13 protein-coding genes (1 of these 13 only partly in view) are annotated in these 12,918 nt (G+C 34.0%); 2 read left to right on the top strand and 11 right to left on the bottom strand.

All coding sequences use genetic code 11. The features are described from left to right. From EUBELI_RS09470 to EUBELI_RS09480, 3 genes are all read right to left on the bottom strand, one after another. On the bottom strand, nucleotides 1–683 hold the 5' portion of the coding sequence (locus EUBELI_RS09470) for a CvpA family protein (protein ID WP_041688308.1). It extends 91 nt beyond the left edge of the window; the window shows 683 of its 774 coding nt (coding positions 1–683); its start codon is at nucleotides 681–683; its stop codon lies beyond the left edge, outside the window. A 14-nt stretch (nucleotides 684–697) separates the two neighbouring features. Then, on the bottom strand, nucleotides 698–1,966 hold the full coding sequence (locus EUBELI_RS09475; RefSeq protein WP_012740186.1) for a DUF5711 family protein: 1,269 nt from the start codon (nucleotides 1,964–1,966) through the stop codon (nucleotides 698–700). A 61-nt stretch (nucleotides 1,967–2,027) separates the two neighbouring features. Beyond that, a complete protein-coding gene (locus EUBELI_RS09480) occupies nucleotides 2,028–3,182 on the bottom strand; it encodes a LysM peptidoglycan-binding domain-containing protein (protein ID WP_041688312.1) in 1,155 nt (384 codons plus the stop codon). A 172-nt stretch (nucleotides 3,183–3,354) separates the two neighbouring features. Here EUBELI_RS09480 and yyaC point away from each other — a divergent pair, with 172 nt between their 5' ends. Then, entirely contained in the window at nucleotides 3,355–3,939 is a 585-nt protein-coding gene (yyaC, locus tag EUBELI_RS09485; protein WP_049777966.1) for a spore protease YyaC, read from the top strand. Here the strand turns inward: yyaC and EUBELI_RS09490 are convergent. From EUBELI_RS09490 to EUBELI_RS09500, 3 genes are all read right to left on the bottom strand, one after another. Continuing rightward, the gene (locus tag EUBELI_RS09490; protein WP_148231349.1) at nucleotides 3,875–4,966 is read right to left on the bottom strand and encodes a hypothetical protein; all 1,092 of its coding nucleotides are present in this window, start codon (nucleotides 4,964–4,966) and stop codon (nucleotides 3,875–3,877) included. The genes yyaC and EUBELI_RS09490 overlap by 65 nt on opposite strands. A gap of 39 nt (nucleotides 4,967–5,005) precedes the next feature. Next, complete coding sequence (locus EUBELI_RS09495) at nucleotides 5,006–7,294, bottom strand: hydratase (protein ID WP_012740189.1); 2,289 nt, start codon at nucleotides 7,292–7,294, stop codon at nucleotides 5,006–5,008. A gap of 83 nt (nucleotides 7,295–7,377) precedes the next feature. Then, the gene (locus EUBELI_RS09500) at nucleotides 7,378–7,794 is read right to left on the bottom strand and encodes an HIT family protein (RefSeq protein WP_012740190.1); all 417 of its coding nucleotides are present in this window, start codon (nucleotides 7,792–7,794) and stop codon (nucleotides 7,378–7,380) included. 168 nt (nucleotides 7,795–7,962) lie between these two features. Here EUBELI_RS09500 and EUBELI_RS14570 point away from each other — a divergent pair, with 168 nt between their 5' ends. Beyond that, nucleotides 7,963–8,697 carry a GHKL domain-containing protein gene (locus tag EUBELI_RS14570; protein ID WP_207643830.1) on the top strand — a complete coding sequence of 245 codons (735 nt, stop codon included), beginning with the start codon at nucleotides 7,963–7,965 and terminating at the stop codon, nucleotides 8,695–8,697. 30 nt (nucleotides 8,698–8,727) lie between these two features. Here EUBELI_RS14570 and EUBELI_RS09510 read toward each other — a convergent pair whose 3' ends face one another. From EUBELI_RS09510 to EUBELI_RS09530, 5 genes are all read right to left on the bottom strand, one after another. After that, the gene (locus EUBELI_RS09510; protein WP_041688316.1) at nucleotides 8,728–9,720 is read right to left on the bottom strand and encodes a hypothetical protein; all 993 of its coding nucleotides are present in this window, start codon (nucleotides 9,718–9,720) and stop codon (nucleotides 8,728–8,730) included. A 78-nt stretch (nucleotides 9,721–9,798) separates the two neighbouring features. Then, nucleotides 9,799–11,178 (bottom strand): DUF6382 domain-containing protein, encoded by a 1,380-nt coding sequence (locus EUBELI_RS09515; protein ID WP_041688318.1) that lies wholly within the window; start codon nucleotides 11,176–11,178, stop codon nucleotides 9,799–9,801. A gap of 13 nt (nucleotides 11,179–11,191) precedes the next feature. After that, nucleotides 11,192–11,521 carry a hypothetical protein gene (locus tag EUBELI_RS09520; protein WP_012740194.1) on the bottom strand — a complete coding sequence of 110 codons (330 nt, stop codon included), beginning with the start codon at nucleotides 11,519–11,521 and terminating at the stop codon, nucleotides 11,192–11,194. Further along, entirely contained in the window at nucleotides 11,512–11,940 is a 429-nt protein-coding gene (locus EUBELI_RS09525) for a hypothetical protein (RefSeq protein WP_012740195.1), read from the bottom strand. The genes EUBELI_RS09520 and EUBELI_RS09525 overlap by 10 nt, the downstream gene beginning before the upstream one ends. Before the next feature lie 8 nt (nucleotides 11,941–11,948). Beyond that, nucleotides 11,949–12,773: a TadE family protein gene (locus EUBELI_RS09530; protein WP_012740196.1), complete on the bottom strand. Its 825-nt coding sequence runs from the start codon at nucleotides 12,771–12,773 to the stop codon at nucleotides 11,949–11,951. Between the last annotated feature and the right edge of the window lie 145 nt (nucleotides 12,774–12,918).

Consider the following 12,918-nt stretch of genomic DNA (forward strand, 5'->3'; position numbering starts at 1 on the left):
TTGGAAGCTGTCTCCGTTCCGCTTATTGCTGTAACAACTGTAAAAAATAACCATATTACAACAAGGCCTTCAACAAGCCCCAATATTACCCCGCCTGCTTTATTCGCCTGTTTTATGACAGGCAGCCTGCTTATAATTCCTGTTGCAGCAATAACAATCCTAAGTGCTATAAATACAATCACCATTATCATTATATATATGATTGCCGTCAGGACTATATTTGCAAGCCTTACCGAGATTATCCTTAAAGTAATTTCTTTAACCGATGTTGATGTATAATCAGTTATAACATTTGCCAATTCAGATTCTGGAATTGCTTTAACTGCATCAGTCAGACTCTCTGGAAGATTGATTCTGTTTCCAACCTCACCTATAACTTTATTGACTTCATCTGAATAGCTGCTTATATGATTAATATTTACATCTAATAAATTCCTCTGATTCGCAATAAAATAATCATCAATTTCTTTATTATTTGATAACAACTCATATATGGATTGTGATAAATTTTCATCCAGATTAGTTCCGCTTTTTACCGCTGATGTTGCCAATGGTGCAACAATTACCGCAGCTATTATTGTTATAAGTATTGACGCCAGCGAAAGAACTATTCTTATAACGCCCTTTCTCCATCCCACAACAGCAAATATTCCAAGAATTAATATCACTCCTATTAAAAGCATTTTGTTCCCCCTTATCACTTCAGTTTGATTGTCTGTATATATTTGGAATTCACAAGTGTATAATCTCCTCTGGTTCCCTTTGGCAACACATTAATAACCGGCATGTCAAATTCTATATCTGCCAGCTTTTTGCCTCTCAGATTCATCAGAACAAATGTTGATGCATTATTCATAATTATACTTTTTCCATCAAACTTAATATCTGTATATTGAACTGCAAATGTAGTGTTAAATATTTCTTTTCCAGCTATGTTGTAAACTACAAGTTTATATGGATCTCCCGAATCAGAATTATTCTCAACAACACCTATGTACTGGTCACTATAAAATATTTTTTCTATTTCATTATTAATTTCAATTGTGTGCTCAAGTGACGGATATTCTTTTATCTTATAAATGCTTATTACATTTTCTCCAACAGCAACAGCCATTGTATCATTTATAAATTTCACATCACCAACAATTATATCATCATAATTAAATCCACCGACAACTCGTTCCGTTTCATTTTTTCCAACATCAGAAAAATTGTAAAAAACAACATTTGTTTTTATCTCATCACCACTCACCTTTATAAATGACGCTATAAGCTTCTTGGCATCTGATGAAATACTAATATCTAACGGATAACCATCACCCGACAAAGTTGTCTTCACACTGTATATTTTATCTCCATTTGTATCATACATATTAATGTAATTGGCATGATTATCCTCTAGGACTGTCGCTATTTTACCAGTTGAGGAAACCTCAACCTGCAATATTGGCATAGAAGTATCGGCCTTTCCGACTTGTCCATCCTGATTAAATGAATATGCTGTACTTCCATTAATATCAGCAACAGCTATAGAATTTTCACATATGCTTACTGCCGGGTTCTGCATTGAATATGTCTGGTTCCATATAGCCTTGCCATTTCCCTTATAATATGAAATACCATCATTGCTATACCTTACATATCCATCTGCAAATGAAACATACCTGGAAGATTCTATATCATCCCTGTTAGTTGAATTAACAACTGAATATGATGTATAATCATAATTGTCCATAAATCTCAAAGCAATATATACACCAGCTGCAATTAACGCTATTATAAATACTGTTGCACATATAACCCTTATTTTATGTCTGCGTATCTTTCTTTTTACTGTTTCATCATCAAGAACATCCTCTGATTGTTCTAAAGACGCTGCCGCCTGTGAATTTATGCTGATTACTTTTCTGACCGGCGCATTTCTGTCACCATTAAATCTTGATTTTCCAGATATTATATCTGCCATATTAATCCCCTTTTTATTGCATCCTCTAACATAGCTAATTATACAATATTAGGGAATTTAATCAAGGAAGTTTTATCTGCTGTCCTATGTATAATACATTTTCATCTTTTATATCATTATATGCAGTTACCTCTTTACATTTTGATGTGTCACCATAATACTTTTTACATATTCCCATTATTGTATCCCCAGATTTCACCGTATATATCACAGGCTCCTTAACTGTTGCTGCAACCACCTGCTCCTCCGTCTGTACAACAGTTGTCACATCAAAACTTTCCGTTGCTGTCGCAATTATGCTTGTCCCTTCTGTTTCTGCTTCTGTAGGATATACACCGCCCTCTAATTTATTGACTGGTACAACCGTATCCGCTTTTGTCGAATCATTTCCTGACATCTGTACCATAAGACTGCTTATTGATTTGTCAAACTTTTTCATTTTCTGGTAATTATTCATCAGATTAATTCCAATAACAAGAATGACTACAACCATAAATGTGCTTACACCGTACATAAATCTTGTACTCTTTTTCTGTTCTCTCAGTTCCTCTTTTTCCTTAATTATATTACGTATAGATTTCATTACCTTGTCCGGTCCCTCTTCACTTGAACTCCGTTCTCTTCTCTCTAACATATATTCCTGCATCTCATAATTCCGCTCATAAAAACATACATATCCTTTTTGTTTTTTCAACTCACCATTTTCATAAAGATAAAAATTCTCTTCCTTCTCCACTGTATCAATAAGATAAAATGTTTTCATTGTCCCCGCAAAATTATCCAGATGTATTTTCTTTAATTTAAGCATTCTTTCAGGCGTAACTTCAGGAATAGCTGCAAACCAGCCTACAACTGAAAGATCCGGGAAATATTTTTCAACATCTGTATATATTACATTCCAGACATTTTCATTAAAATACACCCCTTTTTCTTCAACCTCTTTCCCAAGTTTTGCTTTTATTATACCTTTTATAAAAACACATTTTTCTTCTCCATCCACCTGATTGTCCCCAAGAAGAACTCCAGCCTGTATATCCGATGGATTATTGTATGCTATTGAATTTATATATGTAAAAGCATAATCTTCTATATATATTTTCTTATCAGAGTTCACTTCGCCTATCTGTTTAATATTTTTCGGTCTCCTTATGGCCGCACCTCTTGTACCTTTTTTTGACTTATCTGAATTTTCTTCATTACAAATTATTTCTATCATGGTGCCTCCTTTTACTCTTTTCATCAGAATAATATCACTGTAATAAAGAAAAAATTATCAGATTTTGTCAGCGCGAAAAAAATATTAAAAATAATTTTGTAATAATCATTAATTCTACAGCGTACACATTACTAAAGAGCCTGTCTCTGTCAGATAATAATCGGAGGTATATATGCTTTATTACTTTAATTCAACCAATTCTTCTTCTGGAGTAAAAATGGGAAAAATGCTCTGTGATATCGTATCCAAGAATATTCTCCCTAATCAGGAAATCATTATTTTATGTATAGGAAGTGACCGTTCTACCGGTGACAGTCTTGGCCCACTAATTGGTCACCAGTTCAGGGATTATATTTCTCCTGGTATGTATCTCATCGGAGATCTTAACCAGCCTGTTCATGCTGCCAATCTTAATTACTGTCTTAAAACTATAAGCAAAACATTTGATAATCCTTACATAATCGCAATAGATGCTTCTCTTGGCAAAGAAGATCATGTTGGTTATATGACTCTCGCAACTGGTCCTTTAAAGCCCGGACTGGGTGTTAAAAAAAAGTTGCCCGAAGTGGGAGATATTCACATTACAGGAATTGTTAACTCTTCCCGTGATATGGAATTCTCTACACTTCAGACAACCCGCCTGTCAATAATATTTCAGATAGCTGATGCAATTGTGCTTGCATTAAGAACATTTAATGACGATTATTATATACAGCAAGAGCCTGCGCTATCGTATCTGCTGCGCCAGACTTCATAATTGAATTCAATTCCGAAAGCCTGTCAACACTCATAAATTCTTTTCCTAGATACGCTTCATAATTAGATGATATATATATCCTCTGCTTCTTGACCAGATCATCCAGATCATCATATTCATCCTTTTTCTTTTTTAATTCTGCATCCATGCTGGTTATTTTATCGTCATAACGATTGTTTATTTCACTTATAATGTCAGCTTTGGTTGTATTTTCAAATTCCTCCAAAGCTGCATTTTTTTCTTCCTCAATGCCAGAAATTTCATCATGAAGCGCATTAATCTTTGAATCATAAGATTCAAGACCATACATATCCTCATTCCTGTCCTTGCGTATATTTCTCTCAATTTTCTTGATTCTCTTCTTGTTATCGCGTATCTGCATTCTGGTATTCTGAGCTGCAATTATCGTATCCTTATGTTTCAATAGCACACCCTTATATATTCCTTTAACAAGAATCAAACATAAAATTGGCATTAAAATACTATAAAGCAGAAGAATCCAATCTGGAATCACTGGCAGAAAATACAACAATACTGGTATCACCGCAAAAAGAACTAATAATAACGATACATCAATTACATAATCCAAAAATTTTCTGGCGTTAAAAGCCGCGATAAATATCTGACTGTTACACATTTTTGAAATATTCTCATGTATAAAAGCCTCATTTATCTGTTCTGCCAAATCACAATTTTCCGCTCTTAAAGACGCTGTTTCAGAATTAATCCGTTCCTTAACGCCTGCCATCTTAGCCTTATCTCTGGCAGCAGTAACATTTTTTATTTTATCTTTATCAGCATTGATTGATTTATCGTATCCATCACATATTGCGTCTATACTTGCTTTTATTTTAGAATCAGTTTCATTCTGCTTTTCTTTGTTTGTGTTATCTAACTCTCTTGAAATATCTTTTACGCTTTCAGAAAGCTTCTCAAGCCTTTCTTTTTTAGAGTTATGTTCTTTCATATCTCCAATTATCTGTTCCAGCTGTTTCTGATTCCCATTAAGTATATTCTGTTCTGCCATCTGCTCACCAACTTCCGTATACACTAATATTTCATCTTATTATTTGTTATCTCTATAATAATTAATAAGACATCCATCAAGAATTATCTGTCTTTCATCATCTGTAAGCTCATCAAGCTTAAGTTCGAACTCTTTCATATCTTTATTAACAACAAATGCCTTGATTGTAGACACTTTGTTCTTAATCGCATCCTGAATCTCCGGAATAAAGATATAATCTCCATTCTCAAAAGGAAGCTCTCCCTTATCAATTATGAATGGAAGCATACCCCAATTGATAAGATTTGAACGATATCTCTTAGTCGCATACTCATTAGCAATGTTAGCCCATCCGCCAAGTACCTTCTGACATGATGCTGCCTGCTCTCTTGCTGAACCATCGCCCGGCTTAACTGCAAATATAGTGCTTCCAACACCAACATTAGACTTATGAACATCATATGTTTCTTTAATCTTATGCATGATGTCTCTGAGCTCTGGTAAGGCTTCTCCCATGCACTGTCCAGCTTCTCTTGCCTTCTCTGCTTTCTGTACTTCCTTAGCACGTCCTACATATGCAGGATCCTTTCTTGAAAGCGCGAATTCAGCAAGACCAAGAGGATTAGATCTGAATGATGATGTCTCTCCTGATGGAATAAGTTCATCTGTTGTTGTAACCGGATCATGTATCTCAGATACAACCTTAATAATAAGGTTCTCTGGAAGTGCAACCATCTCTGGCCAATCTTTGATATTAGGTCCGAACTGGATTTCCTGTTCTGGATCTGCAACCCCCTTGCTGTCAAATACTCTGTTAGCATAGATTGAGCTGTCAAAATGGTATGCTGGTCCTGTAAACTCTACATCAACATCTGTAGCTGCTGTAAGGTATCCCTTATTAGCTGCTGTTGCTGCAATAGAACGTGCATCCATAAGTGCAACAGATGATATCTGACCATTCTGTAACTTAGAACCCTCTCTGTTAGGGAAGTTTCTTGTTGAATGTCTGATTGAGAATGCATTATTAGCAGGTGTATCTCCTGCACCAAAGCATGGTCCGCAGAATGCAGTCTTAACGATTGCGCCTGTCTCCATAAGATCTGCAAGTCTTCCATTTCTTGCAAGTTCAACATAAATCGGTGTACTTGCAGGATATACGCTAAGCGTAAACTCATCTGCACCAATAGACTTTCCTTTAAGAATGTCTGCAGCTGCACATATGTTTTCAAAACCACCACCGGCACATCCGGCGATAATTCCCTGATCAACATAAAGTCTGCCATTCTTAATCTTATCCGTGAGCTTATATTCAACCTGTCCATCAAGGCTTACAAGAGCCTTCTTCTCTACATCATGGAGAATATCTTCAAGATTAGCATTAAGCTCTTCAATTGTATAAGTATTGCTTGGATGGAATGGCATAGCAATCATTGGCTTGATTGTGCTTAAATCCACATATACAACACCATCGTAATAAGCCACATTTCCAGGATTAAGTTCCTTGTAGCTCTCACTTCTTCCGTGAATATCATAGAATTCCTTAACCTTATCATCTGTTCTCCAGATAGATGAAAGACATGTTGTCTCTGTAGTCATAACATCTACGCCAATTCTAAAATCAGCACTGAGTGATGAAACACCAGGTCCAACGAACTCCATAACTTTATTCTTAACATAACCGTTACCAAATACTGCACCTATAATAGCAAGTGCAACATCCTGAGGACCAACACCCTTTGCTGGTTCTCCTGTCATGTAGATAGCTACTACTCCCGGTCTGTTAATATCATATGTCTTATTAAGAAGCTGCTTAACAAGCTCTGGTCCACCTTCGCCCATAGCCATTGTTCCAAGAGCTCCATAACGTGTATGGCTGTCTGAACCAAGAATCATCTTTCCACCTTCAGCCAGCATTTCTCTTGCAAACTGGTGGATTACAGCCTGATGAGGTGGCACATATATTCCGCCATATTTCTTTGCACATGTAAGACCAAACATATGGTCATCTTCATTAATAGTTCCGCCAACTGCACAGAGACTGTTATGACAGTTAGTAAGTACATAAGGAATTGGGAATTTTTCAAGCCCTGACGCTCTTGCTGTCTGGATAATTCCAACAAATGTAATATCATGAGAAGTCATCTTATCAAACTTAATCTTTAACTTCTCCATGTTTCCAGATGTGTTATGGTTTTCAAGAATTCCATATGCAATAGTATTCTTAGCAGCCTCTTCCTTTGTTACTGAACATCCTGTCTTGGCAGCTACTTCATTCACAGCCGAAGCACTATCCTCAACAATATCGACACCGTTGATAAGATATGCTCCTCCATCACTTAATTTAATCATGCTTTCTCCTCTTTCTATATATCATTACGGTTTCCCGCTTAATATCCGTTATTCATATCCTCATTATATAACATATACAAACATTAAAGATAAGGTGTAACTTTTTCTACTATTGATGCTATGGTGTCATTATCTGCAGTTCCCGGAACCCATCCAACATTAACTGTATCACCTTTAATTCTAGGAATAATATGCATATGGAAATGAAATACTGTCTGCCCTGCTACTTCTCCATTGTTCTGAACAATATTAAGTCCATCAAAATCCAATGCTTTCTTATACGCTTTAGAAATCTTAGCTGCTACTTTAAATACATGTGCGGCAGTGTCATCATCAAGTTCATATATATTGTCAAAATGTTCCTTCGGCAATATAAGTACATGTCCTTTAGCGGCAGGACTTGCATCGAAAATAACTTTTACAATATCATCCTCATAAAGAGCATTTGTTGGAATCTCGCCGTTTGCCAGCTTGCAAAAAATACAATCATCCTTTTTCATACTATTTCCTCACTTTGCGCGAAATTTGTCGAAATACTTTTGTTTACATGTACTTCGAATATGTATATACTTTATTATATACTTTTATATGATAACTTAAAGAGTGTTCGATTACAACCTCATAGCAAAAAACTTATTAAATTAATGTCTGAAAGGATTTCTTATAATATGCTTAATAATGATGAATATAACCAACTATGTAACTTAGTAAAAAATACTCCTGATTTAAAACCTGTTATCGAAAAACTGTCTTTAATCTCTCCTTCAGAATTATCTATTAGTTCCCATAATATCAAAAATCATATTGCGTATCTGAAAACAAGCTTTCAGCTTCTAAAAAAGAAATCCCCCGAAATATCAGATAATATTTATTTCAAACGCATGGAAAAAGTACTATCTGAACTAATATGTCATATGGACCGCACTACTCTATATCGTTACAGCATGAAAGATTTAGATAGATATCCTGTATGCATTAAAGATATACTTTATGAACTTCCTGATATTATTGATGAAAATACAGACAACGACTGTAGCTTTAATTTCTCTCTTGCCGACTTGCCTGATATATCAATCAATCCTGAACATTTCAAAATGATGATGACAGAAATTGTATTAAACGCATGTGAAGCCTCTGATTATTCTGGTGAAATAACGCTCCAGTCCGATATTAATGACAATATAATTCGTATTAATATAGCAAATAACTGCACAACAGAAATTCCCAAAAATATATCCCTTGAACATATCAGCCAGCCTTTTTTCACTACAAAGAAAGGACACTGTGGTGTCGGTCTTGCAATCGTTCATCAGATATGTATGAAATATAACATTTCTGCTTCAATATATAATGCAGACAACCAGATTATATTCAGTATAATTATACCTTTATCAGACAATTAGCCTATTGAATATTCAGATTCAGATCTCGGATTAATTCTGAAATCTGAATATCTCATCTAACATTCTCAAAGTTTTAAGATTACCTCTTGCAGTCATTGCGCCTGTCATAAATGCCCTATGAAAAGTATCTCTGCCTTTCACTACATTGTCAAAGGTTTCTTTTGTCAGCTTACCAATTACATCTGCACCCTTGTTTTCCCCTAATTCAACTTTTATCTGACTTCCATCAACGTATATACTTATTAATTTTTCTTTATCACTTATTGATAACATATATGTACTCTTAAATCCTGCTGCCGGTTTAAAATTATCTTTAAATACATTAATATAATAATCATCTCCGCCATTCTCCTGATCACTAAGCAATTCTTTATATATACTTGCCAGTGATTCAATATCCTGCTTTTGTGTTTTTACAAAATCATCATCAGATGCATACTTTGATAACTGTTCACTTTCTTGTGGAGTAAGTTTAATCGTATCCTTAAGCATATTATTTTTTATTGTCTGACTGCTTGATGGAAGCTGTTTTATTTTCTGTGAAATTGTTCTATATACATTCTCAGCATATTTTTCTATTATGGTATTATATTCAGAATTAAACTCAAAATCAGTTGTATCATCAATATAAGCACTTAATGCCTGACCAATCTTTCCACCAATAATCTCCCATGAATTATTTAATGCCAGAGTAACTTCTCTTTCTCCATATGTCCTAGCCATTACAACTGGAAACATATATATACTTGCTGCCTGAGACTTATCTGAATACAACCAGCATGAATCTAAAAATGTCTGCATATATCCACCCATTCCAACCCATTCAACTGTAGTTGCAAGAATAAGTCCATCTGCCTCAGTAATTGTCTGCGACAATGTTGTTATAGTGTTTTTCATTTCATATAAATTATACCTTGTAACATTAACATTTAACTCTGTAAGTACTTCCTGTATCTTGTTAATCACAAAAACTGTAGGGTCATCAACAAGACCTCTTCCACCATAATATATATTAATATTCATTGCCATAATCCCCATATATGTTTAATTACATTCACTACTTATCTATAGTGATATATCAGTCAGAATATAGCATAAAATCTAGCTTATTTCAACCTTGAAGGCTATCGCCGCCAGTTTAAGTATATCTCCATTACATAATTGTTTTTTCTCATGATTATTAAGCCTTTCTCCATTAATGTATGTTCCATTAGTTGCATTAAGATCCTCTATGCTATATATATCCTCCTGATTGCTCTCATGATATACACAACAGTGCATACGACTTATAACTTGTGCATTCACAACTACATCTGACATTTTTTCAAGACTGCCGATAATATATGGATATTTGTTCATTGCTATTGACCTTATATTATGTTCATCTGATGTATGTATATCTAATTCACCTATCAGATTGTCATCCATAAGATGCAATTTTAATTTTTTCTTTTTTCTCGCTGAACCAATAAAATCTGATAACAGCATTGTTTCATTGCATAAATCATCATACATATCTGATACATTTTTTGTTTTATTAACCAGATTATTATCTTTTACTTCTTCTTTTATTGCGTAAGGGATTTCTTCCTTTTCAACAGACGTTACTGTATCAGCGTATGATTTCTTCTTTTTGAATGTATAAAATAATATTCCAGCGCCTGCGCCAGTACATGCAAAAGAAACCATAGCAGGTATATTTAACGGAATCATATCTGGCAGAAACATATTAATAAGTCCAAAAAACATAATTAACGCTCCTGCTATTGGAATTTGAGATAAAGACTTTTCCTGTCTTTCTTCTTTATCTACAAGAATCTGTTCCGGAAATACTGTTGGAATTTCCCTTTTTATTTCTCTTTTAATTTCTCTTTTTTCTTCACTAATTTCTTGTGATGCTATTTTTTCATCATCCCATTGTTTTTCTGACATTCCAAACATTTTTATTAAATTGAAAGGATCATAGTCACCTACCAATACCTTCTGATATATTTCATACAATTTAACAATACACTGTTTATCCAGACTATGATCAAAATGCTCAAGTATAAACTCAAACAGCATTTTTAAGCTTTCATTAAATGTATAAGAATTAAGATTTGTATGATATACAAAATACAATTTTTTAGTTCCAACATCCATATATATGTATTTAGGTTCAATTTTCACATGATCTATATCCAACATGTAATCATCAGCAATCCTGACTATCTCAGAAATATTTATGCATATTGATTTAACATCATCCATTGTCATTTTTCCATATTCATAGAATTTACTCACCTGCTGTTTCGATGTTATATCATAATATATCCCGTATTTATTATTTACCGAATACATAGACATCTTTAAAAAATGATCTGGCTTATTGCGTCTCAGCATTTTATACTGATAATCCTCATATTCTTTTTCATCCTCTATTACCAGATAATTACTGTTATTCTGATGCTCGTATCTTACATTTATATTATCACTCCCCAAATCTTTCCCTCCTCTAATTAACTGCCTCAATTATTGCCCTCATTATTCTTATACTTTTCTCCGGCTGACTTTTCTTTATTGCCGAATCATCCACTTTCACTTTATAGTTATGTGAAAATATACATCTTTCCTTTAAATATTCTTCTGCAATTTTCTCAAAATCATTTCTTCTGTCACTATTCATTTCACTTAATTCGTTCTCTATTCCAATCTGACTCATAACATTTTCTTTTATAATTTCATCATGAATATTACATGTAAATGATATTATTAAAATAATTATCATTGAAAACACAGGAACTATAACTGCATTTTCAACCGTATAAGAAGCTCTTATCCACACAATATCACCCCCACATAAGAAAAAAGAACAAATGGCAAAAATGCTATACTGTCATTAGTTTTAGCTTTTTTCAACAACAATAATATACCTGCAAATACGCTGACCAGAAACAACGATGTCAGAAGCACTCCTAATGCTATTCTCATACCATCTAAAAAGGCTATCAATCCTATTAAAATCATATCTGCAAGTCCGATCATTTTTCCATATATGCTAATCAGCATAGTTATACCCACAAATACGAAAAAATATATCAGATGAATACCCCCTATCGTCTGCTTCTCTCTTATAAGACATATTACTTTTATGATTATGGAAAATATAGAAAATATAATTAACATCCATAATGGAACTGCTTTTCTCTTTATATCCGTAATCCCCATAATTAACAATCCTGTCATAATAAATATATTAACCATATTCCCCCTCAGCCATTATTTTCAGCGCATTTAATACAACATCTCATTGTTTTTTCTGCAATTTCCCTTTTTATGCTTGTGACATTGCGTTGCAACACTTCACATGTAGAAGTTGTATGGTATCTGCGTCCGTATGGCGTATAATAAATTGTATCTGAATTTCCATCACATTTACTGCATTTATAATACTTTGCACCTGCATCATTTCTTAATTGTGAAACATCATTTATACTGGCAGTTCTTATCTGATGTAGTAAATATGTGCAATCAATATCAGTATGAAATACCTGTCCATTTTCTGTAACATAAACATACATATCCCCCTTATTGTATTCAGATGGCACATATGTGTTTCTGTCTTCCCCAAGCCAGGCATCTGTCAGACAATGTTCCTGAATATATATCCCCTGTTTCCCAAATATGTTAAATGGATTATATATTCTGTATGTAAGTTTTACTTCGATTGTGGAACTATTATCAAGTACTTTTGTTCCGGCAAAAACCCAGCCTGCATTACCACCTGTTATATAATTATCTTTGGCATAACTGCCACCTATTTCATCTATAAAAACAGTCACCAATTCAACATTGGTAATAACTTTTCTGCATATACCTGCATCATCTTCACTTTTCTTTAAACTGTTAAATATATCATTTTTATCTTCATCTGACAGTTCCTGCACCGATTCACTTATATACGCATATCTGTTTATTTTTCTTACTGTGTTATACAATGCATTATTTACCTGTGTTCTTACCATTAGTACATGCAGCATAAATATAACCGCTACTGTTGCATAGACAAATAATGGTATTACTAATGCTGCCTCCACAGTTGTCGACGCAGAAACTTGCCTATTTATGATGTATTTTATTTGGGTGAGTTGTTTAATCTAACCGCATCTCCTTTCCTGATGAGCATTCTTAATAAAAATTTTCTGCGTCAAACTGCTATTTAGAAGCTTTATGCTGCTAAAT

The sequence above is a fragment of the [Eubacterium] eligens ATCC 27750 genome (genome assembly GCF_000146185.1).
GTDB classification, from domain to species: domain Bacteria; phylum Bacillota; class Clostridia; order Lachnospirales; family Lachnospiraceae; genus Lachnospira; species Lachnospira eligens.

Coding starts and splice junctions, on each gene's coding strand:
- EUBELI_RS14570 (WP_207643830.1), top strand. CDS start 7,963: ATGCTTAATAATGATGAATATAACCAACTATGTAACTTAGTAAAAAAT.
- EUBELI_RS09525 (WP_012740195.1), bottom strand. CDS start 11,940: ATGGTTAATATATTTATTATGACAGGATTGTTAATTATGGGGATTACG.
- EUBELI_RS09480 (WP_041688312.1), bottom strand. CDS start 3,182: ATGATAGAAATAATTTGTAATGAAGAAAATTCAGATAAGTCAAAAAAA.
- EUBELI_RS09500 (WP_012740190.1), bottom strand. CDS start 7,794: ATGAAAAAGGATGATTGTATTTTTTGCAAGCTGGCAAACGGCGAGATT.
- EUBELI_RS09490 (WP_148231349.1), bottom strand. CDS start 4,966: ATGGCAGAACAGAATATACTTAATGGGAATCAGAAACAGCTGGAACAG.
- yyaC (WP_049777966.1), top strand. CDS start 3,355: ATGCTTTATTACTTTAATTCAACCAATTCTTCTTCTGGAGTAAAAATG.
- EUBELI_RS09495 (WP_012740189.1), bottom strand. CDS start 7,294: ATGATTAAATTAAGTGATGGAGGAGCATATCTTATCAACGGTGTCGAT.
- EUBELI_RS09510 (WP_041688316.1), bottom strand. CDS start 9,720: ATGAATATTAATATATATTATGGTGGAAGAGGTCTTGTTGATGACCCT.
- EUBELI_RS09475 (WP_012740186.1), bottom strand. CDS start 1,966: ATGGCAGATATAATATCTGGAAAATCAAGATTTAATGGTGACAGAAAT.